The organism is Vibrio kagoshimensis (assembly GCF_050337535.1).
Taxonomy (GTDB): domain Bacteria; phylum Pseudomonadota; class Gammaproteobacteria; order Enterobacterales; family Vibrionaceae; genus Vibrio; species Vibrio gallaecicus.
Genome location: NZ_JAKJSZ010000005.1, coordinates 272,975 through 291,731, shown reverse-complemented (window position 1 = coordinate 291,731; position 18,757 = coordinate 272,975). Strand labels below are relative to the sequence as shown.

The window sequence follows — 18,757 nt, the reverse complement described above, 5'->3', positions numbered from 1 at the left end:
TCATATCGATTTCAATTTTAAATATGACATTCTGTGTTATATAACCGTTTGCTTTTCGAAGACTTAAACCAGCTCACACTACAAACGTCACGGTTTACAAAAAATTAACAGTCAAAGTACAGTTTCAATACAATTATCAATAACCAGTAAAGTCATAGTAATCAATATTCATTACAGCTGCATGAATACCAAAACCTTTATGCAACAACGATAATAACCTGACTGCAAACATTTGCAATTGCTGTGTACATAAAAAATTCTCTCATTTAATAAATCATATTTTTCATCAAATTTTAGATAAAAAAAAGCAGCGATAGAGTCGCTGCTTTTATTTTTCTAATATTTAATCTTTAGCTTTAGGCTTCTTACGTTTATCCGTAACTTCCCATTTCCCATCAACATACATTGCAGTCCAGCCTGAAGGCTTACCATCAGCCTCTGTACGAACGTAGTTTTCTTTAGTCTTGCGGCTAAATCGAACCACTGCTGGCTTACCATCCGGGTCTGCTTGAGGTGCAGTCGCAAGGTATTGGAATTTAGGAGAGATGCGTTCTTTAAAACGTACCAATTCCGATACTAAAGGTGCGCGTGTTTCACGTGATTTAGGGAAGTTACTTGCAGCCATAAATAGGCCAGAAGCACCATCACGTAAAACAAAGTACGCATCTGAATTTTCACATGGCAATTCAGGTAAGTGTACTGGGTCTTCTTTAGGAGGCGCAACTTCACCATTCTTTAGAATCTTACGAGTGTTCTTACAATCTTCACTCGTACAGTCCATGTACTTACCGAAACGACCGTTCTTTAGAACCATGTCAGAACCACATTTGTCACACTCAACAAGCGGACCATCATAGCCTTTAACTTTGAACTCGCCGTGTTCAACCACATAACCTTCACAGTTAGGGTTGTTACCACATACGTGCATCTTGCGCTTATCATCAATCAGATAAGCATCCATTGCGGTTTCACAAATAGGGCAACGCTTTTTAGCTCGAAGTGCTGCTGTTTCAACGTCTTCTTCAAGTACGTTGATAATGCCTTCTTCATCACCCAGGTTGATTGTTGTTTTGCAACGCTCTTTAGGTGGAAGCGCATAACCAGAACACCCTAGGAATACACCTGTCGAAGCAGTACGAATACCCATTTTGCGGCTACAAGTCGGACACTCAATATCGGTTTCCACGATATGGTTCGGCTTCATGCCACCTGCGTCTTCATCTAAGTCTGCTTTTTCCAAATCGCCAGTAAAGTCTGTGAAGAAGTTATCTAGCACGCCTTTCCAGCTTGTTTCACCTTCTGCAATTTGGTCTAACTTCTGTTCCATGCGAGCCGTAAAGTCGTAGTTCATTAGGTCATTGAAACTGCCATCTAATCGGTCAGTAACAATTTCACCCATTTTCTCAGCATAGAAACGACGCTGCTCAACTTTCACGTAACCACGATCTTGAATAGTCGAGATGATTGATGCGTACGTTGAAGGACGACCAATACCACGCTTCTCAAGCTCTTTTACTAGAGCTGCTTCAGTGAAACGCGCTGGCGGCTTAGTAAAGTGCTGTTTAGGATCTAGAGCGATTAAGTCTAGCTTATCGCCGATCTGCACTGCCGGAAGGATCGTATCTTCGTTCTTACCCATTGGACGTTGAACACGAGTCCAACCATCAAACTTTAGAATACGACCTTTCGCTTTTAACGTGTATTCATCAGCTTTAACGCTCACTGTTGTTGAATCGTATTGTGCAGGTGTCATCTGACAAGCAACAAATTGATTCCAAATCAGTGAATAAAGTTTATGAGCATCTGCGTCTACACCGTTTAGGTCATCTGACTTAACATCAACGCTTGAAGGACGAATCGCTTCGTGGGCCTCTTGAGCGCCCTCTTTGCTACCGTATACAAGTGCTTTAGGTGGAAGATATTGTTCGCCAAACTCAGAACCAATAAATTCACGAGCAGCTTCTACCGCTTCTGAACTCAAGTTAGTCGAGTCAGTACGCATATAAGTAATGTAACCCGCTTCATACAGGCGTTGAGCGAGCATCATGGTTTTCTTTACGCCATAACCAAGACGAGTGCTCGCTGCTTGTTGCAGTGTAGACGTAATATAAGGTGCAGACGGCTTACTCTTCGTTGGGCGGTCTTCACGTTTACATACTTCGTATTGCGCTTTTTCTAAAACGCTTACTGCAGCTTGTGTTTGCGCTTCATTGTCAGGTTTAAACGCTACACCGTCTTTCTGAGCGACTTGCAGTCTAAAATCAGTTTTATCTGCCGTTTTGGTATCTGCGTGCACATCCCAGAACTCTTCGGGAATAAAGGCGTTAATCTCGCGCTCACGTTCAACCAATAGTTTTACAGCTACTGATTGAACACGGCCAGCGGATAGACCTCGTGCTACTTTTTTCCAAAGCAGCGGTGACACCATAAAACCAACCACACGGTCCATAAAACGACGTGCTTGTTGTGCGTTTACGCCATCAATGTTCAACTCACCAGGAGTTTCAAAAGCTTGCTGAATAGCATTTTTTGTAATTTCATTAAAAACTACGCGCTTGTATCGCGATTCATCACCACCGATGATCTCACGAAGGTGCCATGCGATAGCTTCTCCTTCGCGGTCCAAATCGGTTGCGAGATAAACGTGGTCAGCGTCTTTAGCAAGTTTTTGCAGTTCAGCAACTACTTTCTCTTTACCAGGTAGAATTTGATAATTCGCTTCCCACTCTTGATATGGGTTAATACCCATCTTTTTGATCAACGCTTTACGATCTTTTTCTTTTTTAATACGAGCCTTATCTTCAGGGCTCATACCTTTTGTTGAAACTGCAGCCGCTTTTTTACCAGTACTTTGACCAGCAGTAGGCAAATCACGTACGTGACCCACACTAGATTTAACGACAAAGTCCTTGCCAAGATATTTATTGATAGTTTTGGCCTTGGCTGGCGACTCCACTATAACGAGCGATTTACCCATATTGACTCTAACGTCCTTAATCACGATGCTTCAGCTCAAAGAAATCTATTTGGGCTTTTACGCATGATATTCTAAATTCATTGCTTCTTTTTTTACTATTGTGCGAGATTACTAGAAGATCAACCGCTTTTTTCAAAATTAGATCTGATTGCTCGACAATTCGACGACTCAGCTAAGAAAGGCACACAATAGATGAATGTAACGACATATGCCTGAAATTACAGGGCTAGCCTTTATTGGTAAGGCTTTACTAACAAAACGAGCACATACTATGCGCGTAGTTTGCTTGAACGCGAACTTCATGCAATTATTTTTGTTATAAATCACAAAATAATTTACTGATATTAGAAAACTCTCACATCATGTGTAGTTAAATCATTGAAATTATGTACTCGGTCAATAAACTAGTTTTATTAATTGCCTATTGAGATTAAACCATGAGCACTAAAAACGTTATTGCTGAATTTGACCTATTACTGATCGCAAACCAAGTCATTCAATCTCACGCTGACTACATTGAAGGCATGCGAGCGACAAGTGTTACAGAGAAAGACGAAGTCTTAGTATTTAAAGGTGAATACTTTCTAGACGATAATGGTTTACCTACACCTAATACAACAGCCGTATTTAATATGTTCAAATACTTAGCACATCATCTATCTAAAGAATTTACTTTAGAAGATTCCAAATAAAGACTGAGAACAAAGAAAAAAGCTTGCCATTTAGGCAAGCTTTTTACATTACTGACTCAGCACTTTTAGCTTGTCAAAGTAATTAGGAAATGTCTTGGATGTACACCCAGGATCATTAATGGTTACTGGTGTATCACTTAACGCAACAAGCGAGAAGCACATTGCCATGCGATGGTCATCATATGTGTCAATTTCCGCATGCTTTAGCTGTGCAACAGGCTTCACTATAATGTAGTCTTCACCCTCTTCAACTTCAGCTCCAACCTTGCGTAATTCTGTCGCCATCGCAGCTAATCTGTCTGTTTCTTTTACTCGCCAGTTATACACATTGCGAATAGCGGTTGTACCTGTCGCAAAAAGAGCAGTTGTCGCGATAGTCATTGCTGCATCAGGAATATGGTTGTAATCCATATCGATGCCTTTCAGCTCTCCACAGCGAGAAATAACATAGTCATCACCCCACTCAATTTCAGCGCCCATTTTTTCTAATGCATCGGCAAATTGAATATCGCCTTGAATACTATTTTTACCAATTCCGGTAACTTTTATTTCTCCACCTTTAATCGCTGCAGCCGCTAGGAAATATGAAGCAGAAGAGGCATCACCTTCAACAAGGAAATCACCCGGCGCGACATACTGCTGCCCTGTTGGAATAACGAACTCTTGATAGTCGTTATTAATCACTTCAACACCAAACTGTTTCATTATGTGCAGAGTGATATCAATGTACGGTTTAGAAACTAATTCGCCTTCAATATTGATGCGAATTTCACCTTCAGCTAAAGGAGCAGCCATTAAGAATGCGGTTAAAAACTGACTAGAGATCGAACCGTCAATTGAAACTCGACCACTATTTAAGCCTGTCCCTTTAATTTTAAGAGGGGGGAAATCTTCATTTTCTAAATATTCAACATCCGCACCCGCGGTACGAAGCGCAGCGACTAAATGTCCAATAGGTCGCTCTTTCATGCGAGGTTCGCCAGTCAATACGAATTCACCTTTACCAAGACACAAAGCCGCAGCAAGTGGACGCATTGCCGTACCGGCATTACCTAGAAATAGTTCCAATGTTTTATCAGCTTCAAATACACCACCAAGCCCTTCAACTTCACACACAGTTTTATCTGAAGATAACTGGTAGTTAACACCTAACTGAGTGAGTGCATTCAGCATATGACGAATATCATCACTATCAAGTAAGTTAGTTAGTCTTGTTTTACCTGAAGATAATGCAGCTAGCAGCAATGCACGATTCGAAACACTTTTTGAACCAGGTAAATTTACTTCACCGTTCACTTTCTGAATTGGTTGTAACGTTAGGCTTTCCATTAAATTTATTAGTCCTTGTATCACTTGAACATGCGACTAGGCGCTGGGTTATCAAGCAATGAATAATTCTTCGTACTAGCAGACTATCGAAATTCAAGACCGAACTCCAGAGCTAATCTCACCTTTAAAGGTGAATATTTAGTCAACCAATCCTACTTTAAATTTAGTACACCAAATCAACCCTGACTCCATCTGTAAAATACAAAATTCTAACTTCATCTTCTCGCTCAAATAACATTGTTCGGTCAACATCTTGAATAATATTGATTAGCTTCCCTTTGTCAGTCTCAACCAAGAGCTCTACCAATTTATATTCAACTTTATATTGTGTGTTACCACGATTATGAGCCACACCTGCGCCAGCAATAGCACCAACCGCAGTAGCAACTTCTTTCCCTGTGCCTCCACCAAATTGGTTACCAATTAGCCCCCCCACAGCTGCACCAAGTAGTGTTTCCCAACCGCTACTTTTCGATTGTATGACCTCTTCCTGAGTTATATATCGAACTGAATCAACCTTGCCGTAAACGACTTCTTTTACTTGCTTGGCTTGGTTACGGCTATAACCAGCATTTGCCAACATGGGTAAAACAAGTAAAATCCACAAAAAATTCTTCATTGTTATTCTCCTAAACGCCATTTGAAGATTCGGTAATAATTCTTAACGCGACTATTATGACTATATATTTAACTGAGCTTGATACCAACAATCTAGAATTTCCATCACCTTTTGACGCATTAGACGACCCAAATGGTCTGTTAGCTTTTGGTGGTGACCTATCCCCCCAAAGAATTTTAAAAGCGTACAGCCAAGGCATATTTCCTTGGTATGGTCCTGGAGAACCCATTTTGTGGTGGAGCCCCGCACCACGGGCTCTCTTTTATCCTAAGACCTTCAAACCAGCTAAAAGTCTTAAAAAGTTTCAAAAAAAACACAAATATAAAGTCAGCATAAATCAAGCCACAGACAAAGTGATACATCTTTGCTCGGCATTACGCCCAGCAGAAGAAACATGGCTGAACAAAGATATGCAAAGATCTTACATCGAGCTCGCTCAGCAAAAACAGTGTCACTCCGTTGAGGTATGGCAAAACGACCAGCTTATTGGCGGGCTCTATGGACTAATTCAAGGTCATGTTTTTTGTGGTGAGTCGATGTTTAGCACTCAAACTAACGCCTCAAAAGTTGCATTGTGGTATTTTTGCCAACATTTTTCTGAGTTTGGTGGGCAAATTATTGATTGCCAGGTCATGAACCCTCATTTGGAGTCTTTAGGTGCAATTGAAGTGGACCGTGAAGAATTTCTCGATTCCTTACTACAATTACAAAGAAATAAATTAAAAGACGGCTGTTTTACTCCTCAATGGTTAGAGGTTTCACCTGCATGAGTTCAGATTTACAACAAATAAAAATAGGGTTAACAGACAATCACGCGTGCAGTTACTTACCTGATCATGAAGAAAGAGTCGCAGTAGCGCTTGATGAACATATGCATACTCCTGAGAACTATGAAGTACTCTTAGCTAATGGGTTTCGTCGAAGTGGGTCTACTATGTATAAACCCCATTGTGATAAGTGTAATTCTTGTAACGCGATTCGCCTGGCGATTCCTAACTTTTCGTTTTCCAAAAGCCAGAGGCGACTTCTCAACAAGGCAAAATCGTTTCGCTGGGTTTTAAAAGATACGATGGATGAACAATGGTTTGACTTATATAGCCGTTATATAACGATTCGTCACCGTACTGGTAGTATGTACCCGCCGAAGCAAAATGAATTTTTGCAGTTTTCTAAAAATCACTGGCTCACGACTCAGTTCTTGCATATTTATGACGAGAACAAGCTTATTGCTATCGCTGTTACCGATATTATGAGTAACTGCACCAGTGCTTTTTATACTTTTTTCGACCCCGACATTGAGCTCTCTTTAGGCACTTTAGGGGTGCTTTATCAAATCCAACACGCCCAACAACACCAAAAACAATGGTTATATTTGGGGTATCAGATAGATGAATGCCCAGCGATGAACTACAAAGTACGATTTCAAGGGCATCAAAGGCTAGTAAATCAGTTGTGGCAAGGGTAGAATACGCGACAACTTTACATATTTTGATTTTAGCGGCTAATCGAGTCCGTTAAAAACAGCCAAGTTTCGAAAGAGGATTAGATGGCTAAAGAAGACGTAATCGAGATGCAAGGCACAGTCCTTGATACTCTACCAAACACAATGTTCCGTGTTGAGCTTGAAAATGGACACGTAGTGACAGCTCACATCTCTGGCAAAATGCGTAAGAACTACATCCGTATTCTTACGGGTGACAAAGTAACTGTTGAGATGACTCCATACGACCTTTCTAAAGGTCGCATCGTCTTCCGTGCTCGTTAATTTTTAATTAGCGAATACAATAAAAAACGGAGCTTAGTTGCTCCGTTTTTTATTGCAGTTAATGTAATACAGCCACAACTACGATTATGACTGCAAGGCAAAGAACAATTGCACGTATTACACTTATCTCTTCCCTTACATGCTCCTTGTATACTAGAACATAAAAAAACGCCCATATGCTCAAAGCACACGGACGTCTTCATATCAAAAGTAACCTTACATTAAGTGTAATTAATGCATGACTTCTTCTTTTGCACCTAAGTAATCAAAATGCAATTTATCTTTCTTCAGTGATACTTTTACGGTACCACCATCAATCAAGCTTCCAAACAACAGTTCATTAGCGAGTGGCTTCTTCAGCTTATCTTGGATAACACGTCCCATTGGACGCGCCCCCATGGTTTTATCGTAGCCCTTATCAGCTAACCAATGACGAGCATCCTCAGCAACCTCTAAAGATACACCACGAGCATCTAATTGAACCTGAAGCTCTACAATGAATTTATCTACGACTTGGTGAATTACCGTTTGGTCTAAATTATTGAACCAGATGATGTTATCAAGGCGATTTCTAAACTCAGGGGTAAAGAGCTTTTTAATTTCACCCATCGCATCTGGAGCATGATCTTGTTGAATAAGACCGATAGATTTCTTCTCAGTTTCTGCTACACCCGCATTGGTCGTCATCACTAGAATCACATTACGGAAATCAGCTTTACGCCCATTGTTATCAGTCAAAGTACCGTTATCCATCACTTGCAATAGCAAGTTAAAGATATCTGGGTGAGCTTTCTCAATTTCATCAAGAAGTACTACAGAGTGAGGGTGTTTAATAACTGCATCAGTCAATAAACCACCTTGGTCATAACCTACATAACCAGGAGGAGCACCGATTAAACGACTTACCGAATGTCTTTCACCATATTCAGACATATCAAAACGCAGTAGCTCTATACCAAGTAGTTTTGAAAGCTGAACAGTGACTTCTGTCTTACCAACACCAGTAGGACCAGCAAATAAGAAAGAGCCAACAGGTTTATTTTCTGCACCTAAACCAGCACGAGTGAGTTTAATGGCTTCGCTTAAGACATCAATCGCAGGATCTTGCCCGAACACCAACATCTTCATCTTGTTATCAAGCTTTTGAAGGATGTCTTTATCAGATGAAGACACAGATTTCTCTGGAATTCGAGCCATTTTTGCAACCATGGCTTCAATATCTGCCACTCCAACTGTTTTCTTTCTACGGCTGGCAGGTGCTAAGCGGCTACGTGCCCCAGCTTCATCTATAACATCGATGGCTTTATCTGGAAGGTGACGTTCATTGATGTATTTAGCCGAAAGCTCTACAGCTGCACGAAGTGCTTTATTTGTATAACGAACTTCATGATGCGCTTCATATTTAGGCTTCAATCCAATCAGAATTTTAGTTGTGTCATCCAACGATGGCTCAACAATGTCAATTTTTTGGAATCGGCGAGAAAGTGCACGTTCTTTTTCAAAGATAGAATTGTATTCTTGGTAAGTTGTCGAACCAATACAACGCAGCTTGCCGCTACTTAGTAATGGCTTAATAAGATTAGCCGCATCTACTTGACCACCAGAAGCCGCTCCCGCACCAATAATAGTGTGGATTTCATCAATGAATAGAATCGCTTCTTCTTCTTTCTCAAGTTGCTTGAGAATCGCTTTAAAACGTTTCTCAAAGTCACCACGGTATTTAGTACCAGCTAATAAAGAACCAATATCTAACGAATAGATAACGCTATCTTTGATTACATCTGGAACTTGCCCTTCAACAATACGCCAAGCTAAACCTTCAGCAATCGCAGTTTTACCTACACCAGCTTCCCCAACGAGTAGCGGGTTGTTTTTACGGCGGCGACAAAGTACTTGAATAGTACGCTCAAGCTCTTTATCACGACCGATTAACGGGTCAATATTACCTTGCTTAGCCACTTCGTTCAGGTTCGTAGCAAAACTTTCAAGACGGTCTTCTGAACTGACCTCTTCGGTACTTTCTGAGCCAAAAGAATCTGATGACGAAAGATCTTCACTATCGTTTCCTGATTTGGTAATACCATGTGAAATGAAATTAACAATGTCTAAACGGCTAATATCATTCTTTTTAAGTAGATATGCAGCGTGAGATTCTTGTTCACTAAAGATAGCAACAAGTACATTTGCCCCAGTAACCTCACTTCGACCGGAAGATTGCACATGAAAAACAGCACGTTGTAGAACACGTTGAAAGCTCAATGTCGGCTGAGTTTCACGTGTCTCATCATTTTCTGGGATAAGGGGAGTTGTTTGGTCGATAAAAATATCGAGTTCATGACGCAAAGCGTCTAAATCAGCCTGGCAGGCTTGAAGAGTTTCCTTCGCTGCATCATTTTCTAATAATGCGAGTAGGAGGTGTTCGACAGTCATAAACTCATGACGCTTGTCACGCGCACGAGCAAATGCGCCATTTAAGCTCGATTCTAGTTCTTTATTTAGCATAAGTACCTCCTAAGGGAACAACTTTGTTGTCCAAGCAATTCTTTACGCTTGCTCCATTGTACATAGTAGCGGATGTTCATTTTCCTTTGAGTACATCGTTACCTGCGCTACCTTTGTTTCTGCAATTTCTGCACTATATGTGCCACAAATTGCTTTACCTTCATAATGAACCTTAAGCATTACATCCGTTGCTTTCTCGATGTCTAGAGAGAAAAAGCGCTCAAGTATCTCAATTACGAAATCCATCGGCGTGTAGTCATCGTTATTCAGTACAACATTGTACAGAGCCGGCGGCTTAACTTTAGTTGTTTCTTTCTCCAGTAAATCTGAGCCTGGAGATGCCCATTCAAAATTTTTACTCATGTCAGTTTTGCTAAGGTTCTGTCTCGGGAAATTACGAAGAGTGTTCAAACTAATTTATCACATCCCTGCAATGCGGTGTACTAAGAAAGGTGCTCAAAAATGCATTCCCTACTAATGAGCCTAATCCACCATTTGCATCGCTGCAAATAAAACCTGTCTATTAACAAGATTAACATATGTGATTGATTAAAAAGACACCATCAGTATTCACTAAAGACATCATTCAACACCTCAGTTCCCTTTAAGTTGATGAAAAGTTGTCTTTCTCAAGGTTGATTTGTTAGCAAATTTGTTAATTTTTATACCATTTAACTATTGACTGTGCTCGCTCATTAGCTACATTGGTGCTAAGTGGTTTTTTATTCACCACATTGCTCACTTAAAATAAAATATGTATATCGACAGGAAAGTCGCTAACTGAGAAGCAATTGGCAAAGAAATTCATATCACTAACCAAGAGTTAGTAGAGTAAACACAACATCAGTAACAAAATGCATGAGGGATGTATAGCATGGCTACAGGTACAGTAAAATGGTTTAATAACGCCAAAGGGTTTGGTTTCATTTGCCCTGAAGGTGAAGACGGTGACATCTTCGCACATTACTCAACAATTCAAATGGACGGTTACCGTACTTTGAAAGCAGGTCAACAAGTTGACTATGAGATTGAGAAAGGTCCAAAAGGCTCTCATGCAAGCTCTGTGGTGCCCGTTGAAGCAAGCGCCGCCAAATAGAAATACAGTTAAATAGAAGAACTAAGCACTTTCATCTATTTGCTATCAAAACGCTTATAAATAAAAACCCGCCAACTGGCGGGTTTTTTATATTCAATCGTTAGCGTAAGAATGACGCTTGATTAAAATTACGCATTGATAAGCGCATTCAGAGTCGTACTTGGGCGCATAAGAGCAGACGTCAAATTATCATCTAACGAGTAGTAACCGCCCAAATCACCAGCAGGACCTTGTGCATCATTTAGCTCCGCAACAATCACTTCTTCATTTTCAGCAAGTTTAGAAGCAATTTCTTCAAACTCAGCTGAAAGCTCGCTATCTACAGATTGTTCAGCCAGAGCTTTTGCCCAGTAAGCAGCTAAGAAATAATGGCTACCGCGGTTATCAAGTTCACCTACACGACGAGAAGGTGATTTGTTATTGTCTAAAAACTCCCCTGTCGCTTTATCAAGTGCGTCAGCAAGTACTTTAGCTTTAGCGTTACCAGTTACAACACTTAAGTGCTCTAAAGATGCAGCTAACGCAAGAAACTCGCCTAAAGAATCCCAACGTAAATGGTTTTCTTTTTCAACTTGTTGTACGTGTTTTGGAGCAGAACCACCTGCGCCAGTTTCAAACAAACCACCACCATTCATAAGCGGTACAATTGATAGCATTTTAGCTGAAGTACCAAGCTCTAAAATAGGGAATAAATCTGTTAGGTAATCACGTAAAACGTTACCTGTAACAGAGATCGTATCTAGACCGTCTTTGATACGAACTAAAGAGAATTGCGTCGCTTCTAATGGAGCAAGAATTTTAATCTCAAGACCATCAGTATCGTAGTTTGGCAAATAAGCTTCTACTTTCTTAATCAGTTCAGCATCATGTGCACGAGCACTATCTAGCCAGAATACAGCTGGAACGCCTGAAGCACGCGCACGAGTAACGGCTAATTTAACCCAATCTTGAATTGGCGCGTCTTTAACCTGACACATACGGAAGATGTCACCTTCTTCAACCGCTTGCTCAAGTAGCACTGAGCCAGAAGCATCGACAACTTGTACTTTACCAGCAGCGTCTAAAACAAATGTTTTGTCATGAGAACCATACTCTTCTGCTTTTTGAGCCATCAAGCCAACATTAGGTACACTACCCATTGTTGTTGGATCAAATGCACCATTTTCTTTACAGAAATCAATAACAGCTTGGTATACGCTTGCATAGCTACGATCAGGGATCATTGCTTTCGTATCTTTCTGCTTGCCGTCAGGTCCCCACATCTGACCTGAAGAACGCAGCATTGCTGGCATAGATGCATCAACAATGATGTCACTAGGGACATGTAAGTTTGTAATACCGCGATCTGAATCAACCATAGCGAGCGCTGGTTGAGTGTCATACACAGCTAATAGAGCTGCTTCGATCTCTTCTTTCTTATCTTGCGGTAAAGAGGCGATCTTCGCGTATACATCACCAAGACCATTGTTCACGTCAACACCAAGCTCTTCAAACAGTTCGCCATATTTAGCAAACACATCTTTATAGTACACTTTAACTGCGTGACCAAAGATAATTGGGTCTGAAACTTTCATCATTGTTGCTTTCATATGTAGAGAAAGCAAAACACCTTGCTCTTTAGCTGAAGCAATTTCTTTTTCAAAGAACTCAACTAAACCGGCTTTGTTCATAACAGATGTATCGATGATCTCTTTGTCTAGCAAGCCGAAAGCAGGCTTAAGAGTTTTAGAGCTACCATCTGCACCAACGAATTCAATGCTTACTTCTGTAGCACCTTCAATCGTCGTTGATTTTTCACTACCAAAGAAGTCTTTATCTTCCATGCTTGCAACATGAGATTTCGAATCAGCCGCCCATGCACCCATTGAGTGTGGATTTTTCTTTGCGTAGTTCTTAACTGAAAGAGGAGCACGACGATCAGAGTTACCTTCACGTAACACTGGGTTTACCGCACTACCTTTAATTTTATCGTATGTCGCTTTAATTGCTTTTTCTTCGTATGTATTCGCTTCTTCTGGGTAATTAGGTAATGCATACCCTTTTGCTTGTAATTCTTTAATTACAGCCTGAAGCTGTGGTACAGATGCAGAGATGTTAGGAAGCTTAATAATATTTGCTTCAGGCGTTTTCGCCAATTCTCCAAGCTCAGCAAGAGCATCACCAATTCGTTGTTCTTCTTTTAAGTGCTCTGGGAAGTTTGCAATAATACGCCCAGCAAGTGAGATATCACGAGTATCAACATTGATACCAGAAGAAGCAGTAAAAGACTGAATAATTGGCAGCAAAGAATAAGTGGCTAATGCTGGAGCTTCATCTGTAATGGTATAGATGATGGTTGGTTTTTCAGTAGGCATGAAATTTCCCTATAGTTCTAACAAGCTCACTCCAAATAGTGAGACCGTGTAAATTGACCGGTAAGTGACGATAACGCCAATAGTATTGTGATATTCGCCAGAAAGTACTTACGCGATTATCGCACTCTATCTTATTTTCCATGCTGCCTGTTAAAGCCACATGAACTAAATCCGTGAGTGCGTTGTTATAATGAAACACGTTATACTTAAACAAATTTGGCTCGATAGTCCATTAACTTGTTATGTTTTGTGTCTTTTAGGCGCGCAAATGATAGCTCAATTCAGTTTCCGTTAAAACTTTTCGGTACACTTCATTTACATTTTTGCAAGGTAGTTAACATGTCTACTCGCTCACGCAGCGTAAATAACTCTGACAAACCATCACGTACTCGTTCAACTTTCAAACAGGGTGATTCGAAAAGAAAAGCCTCATCTAGTAAGCACAGAGTAAAGAAGACAAGCACCAAACCAAAAGTGTCCTTAGAAGATAGAAAAGTTATCCTTTTTAATAAACCTTTCGACACATTGAGCCAATTCACCGACGGTGAAGGTAGAAAAACACTGGCTGACTTTATTCCTGTTAAAGATGTTTATGCTGCAGGTCGATTAGACCGCGATAGCGAAGGGTTAATGGTTTTAACTAACGATGGTATTTTCCAAGCAAAATTAACTGACCCTAAATCAAGATCACCTAAAACTTACTGGGCTCAAGTTGAAGGTAGCCCTTCTGAGGAAGATTTAGAAAAATTGAGAAAAGGTGTCGAGCTAAAAGATGGAAAAACACTACCAGCTGAAATAGAAATAATAGCAGAACCAACAGTTTGGGAAAGAACGCCACCTGTTCGCTTTAGAGCAACGATTCCGACAACTTGGTTATCTATTACTATTATTGAAGGCCGTAACCGTCAAGTTCGCCGCATGACAGCGAATATAGGTTTCCCAACACTTAGGCTCATTCGCTACTCCATGGGCACAATGGAGCTAAAATCTTTACAGCCTGGAGAATGGCGACAGATCGAAAATTAACCACTATTTTTGTCTGTTTATCCATTCTTTTAGTTCATTTTTTTCTTCTAGAGACAATTCCTTATACATTTCCTTGAATTGCTCAATCGACGGTTGATTATCCCATTTTACTGAAGTTTGAGTTAATTCAGAGGCTGCGATGGTTTTTTCAAATTGATTCGCCACCACATACGTTACTGGAACACTAGCTAAGCCTCCCGCAATGTTATAATTTCTCGCCTCCTGAGGGTAGTTCCGCCCAAGTTGAACCCCACTTGATAAAAGCGTGTCTTGAGTCAATATGATACTTTCGCCGTTCTTATCTAGCAGTTTCCATTTTAATGGGAACATACCTTTCTCTGCTTGCCTGTAAGACGAAAATGATGGTAATTCAAACACAAGCTCTTCATTTGATGAGTTAAATTTTACAATTACAGCATCGCTATAGACTGTTTTAATAACATCGCCAATTTCAAATTCAGTCTGGTATTTAAAAACGATCTGATTCATACCGTTAGGTAACTCTAAAGTTGTGTTCTCAGAAAAAAAGCCACCTTTGGTCTCAGGCTTCTCCATATTGACAGCTAACAAAGAGACGGTATCAGGAATATATAGTATAGATGCAGAAATAGATTGAAAACTGGTGCACATAGCCAATGTTAATGTAATTGTTAATAATAAGCGCATGGTGGACTGTCCTATGTTAGATGTAAAAAAACCCAGCATATAGCTGGGTTCGAATGTTTTTTGTTCTACTTATTACCAGTAGAAACGGGCACCTAGACCAAAATCTGTCTTACTATCAACTTTTGTGTCTGCTGTTGTTGTTTCTTCAAACACATATCCGCCTTCTGCAAAAACACGAGCCCATTTAGAGAACTTGTATTCAACACCAGCGTAGAAACGAGAAGCATCACCGTCTACAGTACCAGCAGCATCAGAAGAAGATAATACTAGCTCATAACCAGAGTATAAAGTTGTTTTGTTAGCAACTGCGAACATACCAGCTAAAGAGATACCGTGAGAGTCAACAGTTGTGTTAGCTGATTTATCTTCATTTGAATTGTTGTAGTATGTCGCACCTAGCGTGTGTTCACCTAGAGCATATTCACCCGTAAATTCAAATGATAGATTTTCAGTATCGTGCGCTACACCAGTAACAGCAATTTTATTTGTTGAAGAAAGAACACCAGCGTGTACAGATAGGTCACCGAAAGCTTTACCTACAAATACTTCACGAATTTCTTCATTAGTATTATCTTCGCCGAAAGAGTAACCAGCTTTTAGCCAAAATTGCTCTGTATCTAATGCATATTTAACTTGTGAGTCATTATTCCAAGCGTGTCCATATAGAAGAGCAGAACCACCAAAGAAGTATGAGTAATCAGCACCGTAAACATCATCGGCGTAAGTACCTTCTTTACCGATACGGATAGTACCCATGTCACCCATATCAAAACCAATGATATGACGACGTACAAAAACTGTATCATCAGTACGCTCGCTTGAATCCGAACCAGCACCGTAGTTATCACCAAGTGCAACGCCGATTTCAACTTCGCCCAATACTTTCAAACTATCGCTAGCAACGTAAACACCGTTTACGCCAGTACGAGAAGAGCTAGTGTTTAGCTCAGCTTCTTTATCTTCTAAAAATAATAGTGTTGGACGTAGCTGACCGTAAAAATCGACTGAACCTTCATCAGATTTAAATACTTCTGCCGCGTTTACTGTTCCTGCAGTTGCCATTACAGCAAGTGCTAATAGAGTTTTTTTCATAATAAATCCACTGCCTTTTCTAAGAATGGGAGATCCTTGCCCGGTTCCCTTTTTATGACCGTGCCTATCAATCTTTGTTGATTAGTCACTGCCACTAAATTTCGAGGTCTAGATTGCAAAAGATTATTCTGACTGTCAAATAAGATAAAAAATAAACCTAAAAATATGAAAATAAATATAAATCATATACTTACACCACATTGCAGCAATTTACGGCTAATATCCCAACAACAAAACATTAACATTTGATCGAATAAAAAATGAGATAATCAGAATGTATAACCAATATATAAATAAAAAGCAGCCCTTAACACTGAATAACATGACTAATTAAAGGTTAATTCAGCAACTTACTCCAAAGTGGAAAAATATTTTTTTATTTTCCAATAGTTCACTTTTTTTTTGTGAACAAGATCTAGATTTACTCCAAAAGCAATCAATTTTGCAGAAAATGAACAGCTTAGAGTTATGTGCTACTATCTCAGCTCAGTTACGTAGGTCACAGTATGCTAAGCACTAAAATCCAGAATTCCATTCGCACCAGTTATCAAAACCTTCAATCACAGTTGGACAACTTTGTACCTCGACGAGCCCAAAACTACCTAGTAGCCGAAATTGCAAAGACACTTTGTGGGCAATACCATAAAAGTAGCCGCATAATTGTCGCAGAAGCTGGCACTGGTATTGGTAAGTCCTTAGCTTATTTAATGGCGACCATCCCTGTTGCTGTGCTTAACAATAGAAAAATTGTTATTTCAACAGCCACAGTAGCCTTACAAGAACAGCTTGTGAATAAAGACCTTCCTTTATATAGAAGGATTACCGACCGAGAATTTTCATTTATTTTGGCGAAAGGTCGCCAACGCTATTGTTGTGCAGAGAAACTTGCAGCCGCGAGTGGGACTGATGGCGGTCAAATGGCCATATTTGAGTCCAAGCCAAAGAAGAAAGACATTGAGCAATTGCAGACCATGTATACCAGCCTTGCACAAGGTAAATGGGATGGTGATAGAGACTCATGGCCAAAACCAATAGATAATTCGATTTGGCAAATGATTGTTAGTGATAAGCATAGTTGCAATAACAGTATGCCGACTCATCGTGATTGCCCTTTTCAAAAAGCTCGCTCTGAGCTAGATAAAGCCGATGTTATTATTGCAAACCACAGCTTAGTTATGGCTGATGCAGATCTTGGTGGAGGTGTTATTCTTCCTGAACCAGAAAATTGTATTTATATTTTCGATGAAGCTCATCACCTCCCTCACGTTGCAAGAGACCATTCATCTGCAGCCGCCAGTTTAAAAGGTGCAGCTTCCTGGCTCGAAAAGTTGAATCATTCCATCAGTAAACTTTCTGGTCTAGCTGATGAGAAACGAGTATCTCGGTTTAGAAACGAACTTCAAGATTCTGTTCAGCAACTCATTCCGACATTAAGCCAACTAAGCAAACGCTTTGATGCTTCTCAATTTGAAGACGGTATCTATCGTTTTGAATATGGAGACCTGCCAGAGTGGTTGGAAAGTGAATCCAAAGATCTCAAGCAACTCACACAAAAAGCGAGCCAAGCCGTCGCAAAAATCGCAGACCTTATTGCTGAACGAGTCAAAGATGGTGAACTTTCAGCAAAACTCGCAGAGCCAGCATTGGCTGAAATCGGCTTTTATATACAAAGAACTGAAAACCTAGCTCAAGTTTGGAAACTAATGGCAGAGCCTAAACGGGATAAAGGTGCGCCTTTAGCACGATGGCTTGAGATAAACAAAGAACGTGAAGGTGATTTTGTCGTCAATGTGTCGCCTTTGGAAGTCGGCTGGAAACTTGATCAACAAATTTGGAGCCGGTGTGTTGGTGCTGTCCTTGTTTCGGCTACTATGAGGGCACTGAACTCTTTTAGTTTCTTCTGTCACCAGGCTGGAATCAGCCAAAAGTCGGAAGACGGCGTACAATTTTTAGCTCTAGCTTCACCTTTTGATTATCAAAACCAAGCTGAGCTGATCGTACCTGCAATGAAATATGAACCTCAAGCGCCTCAGTTTACAGAATATCTTATTGAAATATTGCCTAAGGTAATTGAAGACAAACAAGCGAACCTCGTTTTATTCTCTTCTTACTGGCAAATGAACCAAGTTGCAGAATCATTAGCAACAGATTTCGTTAAACGCAGCTGGGCTCTACAAGTACAAGGCGACACATCAAGAACTGAAATTCTAAAAAAACATAAAAAGCTTATTGAGCAAGGCAAAACCAGTATTCTTTTTGGTACAGGAAGCTTCTCTGAAGGCTTAGATTTACCCGGAGAATTATTAGAAAATTTAGTGATCACTAAGATTCCATTTGGTGTACCATCCTCGCCTGTTGAACGAGCGCATTCAGAATATATTGAATCTCGCGGTGGAAACCCTTTTATGCAAATCACGGTACCTGAAGCAAGTAAAAAACTTATTCAGTCCGTAGGTCGATTACTGCGCAAAGAGAGAGATTCTGGTAAAGTCACGATCCTCGACAGACGCATTGTCACCAAACGCTACGGTCAGTCTTTATTAGACTCATTACCACCATTTAAAAGAACAATAAAATATTAAATTTGACCTTAATATCGCAGGGTCTAGAAACTACAACACTATAATAATGAGAATTTA

General features: G+C 40.2%; 15 protein-coding genes. 7 read left to right on the top strand and 8 right to left on the bottom strand.

The window, feature by feature from the left end; genetic code table 11:
• Positions 1-343: 343 nt before the first annotated feature.
• Positions 344-2,977 carry a type I DNA topoisomerase gene (gene topA, locus L4C37_RS06250; RefSeq protein ID WP_429768139.1) on the bottom strand — a complete coding sequence of 878 codons (2,634 nt, stop codon included), beginning with the start codon at positions 2,975-2,977 and terminating at the stop codon, positions 344-346.
• Positions 2,978-3,414: 437 nt separating this feature from the next.
• Between topA and L4C37_RS06245 the strand changes: the two genes are divergently transcribed.
• Positions 3,415-3,669: a YciN family protein gene (locus tag L4C37_RS06245; RefSeq protein WP_137372471.1), complete on the top strand. Its 255-nt coding sequence runs from the start codon at positions 3,415-3,417 to the stop codon at positions 3,667-3,669.
• Between the two features lie 48 nt (positions 3,670-3,717).
• Here the strand turns inward: L4C37_RS06245 and aroA are convergent, their stop codons facing one another.
• Both aroA and L4C37_RS06235 read right to left on the bottom strand, forming a co-directional pair.
• On the bottom strand, positions 3,718-4,998 hold the full coding sequence (gene aroA / locus L4C37_RS06240) for a 3-phosphoshikimate 1-carboxyvinyltransferase (RefSeq protein WP_429768138.1): 1,281 nt from the start codon (positions 4,996-4,998) through the stop codon (positions 3,718-3,720).
• Between the two features lie 163 nt (positions 4,999-5,161).
• Entirely contained in the window at positions 5,162-5,617 is a 456-nt protein-coding gene (locus L4C37_RS06235) for an outer membrane lipoprotein (RefSeq protein ID WP_429768137.1), read from the bottom strand.
• Positions 5,618-5,673: 56 nt separating this feature from the next.
• On the opposite strand from L4C37_RS06235, the gene aat reads away from it, so the two are divergent.
• From aat to infA, 3 genes are all read left to right on the top strand, one after another.
• The gene (aat, locus tag L4C37_RS06230; RefSeq protein ID WP_137372468.1) at positions 5,674-6,387 is read left to right on the top strand and encodes a leucyl/phenylalanyl-tRNA--protein transferase; all 714 of its coding nucleotides are present in this window, start codon (positions 5,674-5,676) and stop codon (positions 6,385-6,387) included.
• Complete coding sequence (locus tag L4C37_RS06225; protein WP_137372467.1) at positions 6,384-7,082, top strand: arginyltransferase; 699 nt, start codon at positions 6,384-6,386, stop codon at positions 7,080-7,082. Before aat ends, L4C37_RS06225 begins: the two co-directional genes overlap by 4 nt.
• Before the next feature lie 81 nt (positions 7,083-7,163).
• Positions 7,164-7,382 carry a translation initiation factor IF-1 gene (gene infA / locus L4C37_RS06220; RefSeq protein WP_001040192.1) on the top strand — a complete coding sequence of 73 codons (219 nt, stop codon included), beginning with the start codon at positions 7,164-7,166 and terminating at the stop codon, positions 7,380-7,382.
• Positions 7,383-7,613: 231 nt separating this feature from the next.
• Here the strand turns inward: infA and clpA are convergent, their stop codons facing one another.
• Both clpA and clpS read right to left on the bottom strand, forming a co-directional pair.
• Complete coding sequence (gene clpA, locus L4C37_RS06215; protein WP_137372466.1) at positions 7,614-9,884, bottom strand: ATP-dependent Clp protease ATP-binding subunit ClpA; 2,271 nt, start codon at positions 9,882-9,884, stop codon at positions 7,614-7,616.
• A gap of 42 nt (positions 9,885-9,926) precedes the next feature.
• Positions 9,927-10,247, bottom strand: coding sequence for an ATP-dependent Clp protease adapter ClpS (clpS, locus tag L4C37_RS06210; RefSeq protein WP_137372465.1), 321 nt, complete (start codon positions 10,245-10,247; stop codon positions 9,927-9,929).
• A gap of 511 nt (positions 10,248-10,758) precedes the next feature.
• Between clpS and cspD the strand changes: the two genes are divergently transcribed.
• Positions 10,759-10,980: a cold shock domain-containing protein CspD gene (cspD, locus tag L4C37_RS06205; RefSeq protein ID WP_167493998.1), complete on the top strand. Its 222-nt coding sequence runs from the start codon at positions 10,759-10,761 to the stop codon at positions 10,978-10,980.
• Positions 10,981-11,108: 128 nt separating this feature from the next.
• On the opposite strand, the gene L4C37_RS06200 is transcribed toward cspD, so the two are convergent.
• Positions 11,109-13,334 carry an NADP-dependent isocitrate dehydrogenase gene (locus tag L4C37_RS06200; protein ID WP_429768136.1) on the bottom strand — a complete coding sequence of 742 codons (2,226 nt, stop codon included), beginning with the start codon at positions 13,332-13,334 and terminating at the stop codon, positions 11,109-11,111.
• A gap of 339 nt (positions 13,335-13,673) precedes the next feature.
• On the opposite strand from L4C37_RS06200, the gene L4C37_RS06195 reads away from it, so the two are divergent.
• The gene (locus tag L4C37_RS06195; protein ID WP_429768135.1) at positions 13,674-14,360 is read left to right on the top strand and encodes a pseudouridine synthase; all 687 of its coding nucleotides are present in this window, start codon (positions 13,674-13,676) and stop codon (positions 14,358-14,360) included.
• Positions 14,361-14,363: 3 nt separating this feature from the next.
• On the opposite strand, the gene L4C37_RS06190 is transcribed toward L4C37_RS06195, so the two are convergent.
• Together L4C37_RS06190 and L4C37_RS06185 are read right to left on the bottom strand one after the other, a co-directional pair.
• Positions 14,364-15,026 (bottom strand): DUF2057 family protein, encoded by a 663-nt coding sequence (locus L4C37_RS06190; protein WP_429768134.1) that lies wholly within the window; start codon positions 15,024-15,026, stop codon positions 14,364-14,366.
• A 72-nt stretch (positions 15,027-15,098) separates the two neighbouring features.
• Positions 15,099-16,118 (bottom strand): porin, encoded by a 1,020-nt coding sequence (locus L4C37_RS06185; protein WP_429768133.1) that lies wholly within the window; start codon positions 16,116-16,118, stop codon positions 15,099-15,101.
• A 506-nt stretch (positions 16,119-16,624) separates the two neighbouring features.
• On the opposite strand from L4C37_RS06185, the gene dinG reads away from it, so the two are divergent.
• The gene (gene dinG, locus L4C37_RS06180; protein ID WP_429768132.1) at positions 16,625-18,700 is read left to right on the top strand and encodes an ATP-dependent DNA helicase DinG; all 2,076 of its coding nucleotides are present in this window, start codon (positions 16,625-16,627) and stop codon (positions 18,698-18,700) included.
• Positions 18,701-18,757: the final 57 nt, after the last annotated feature.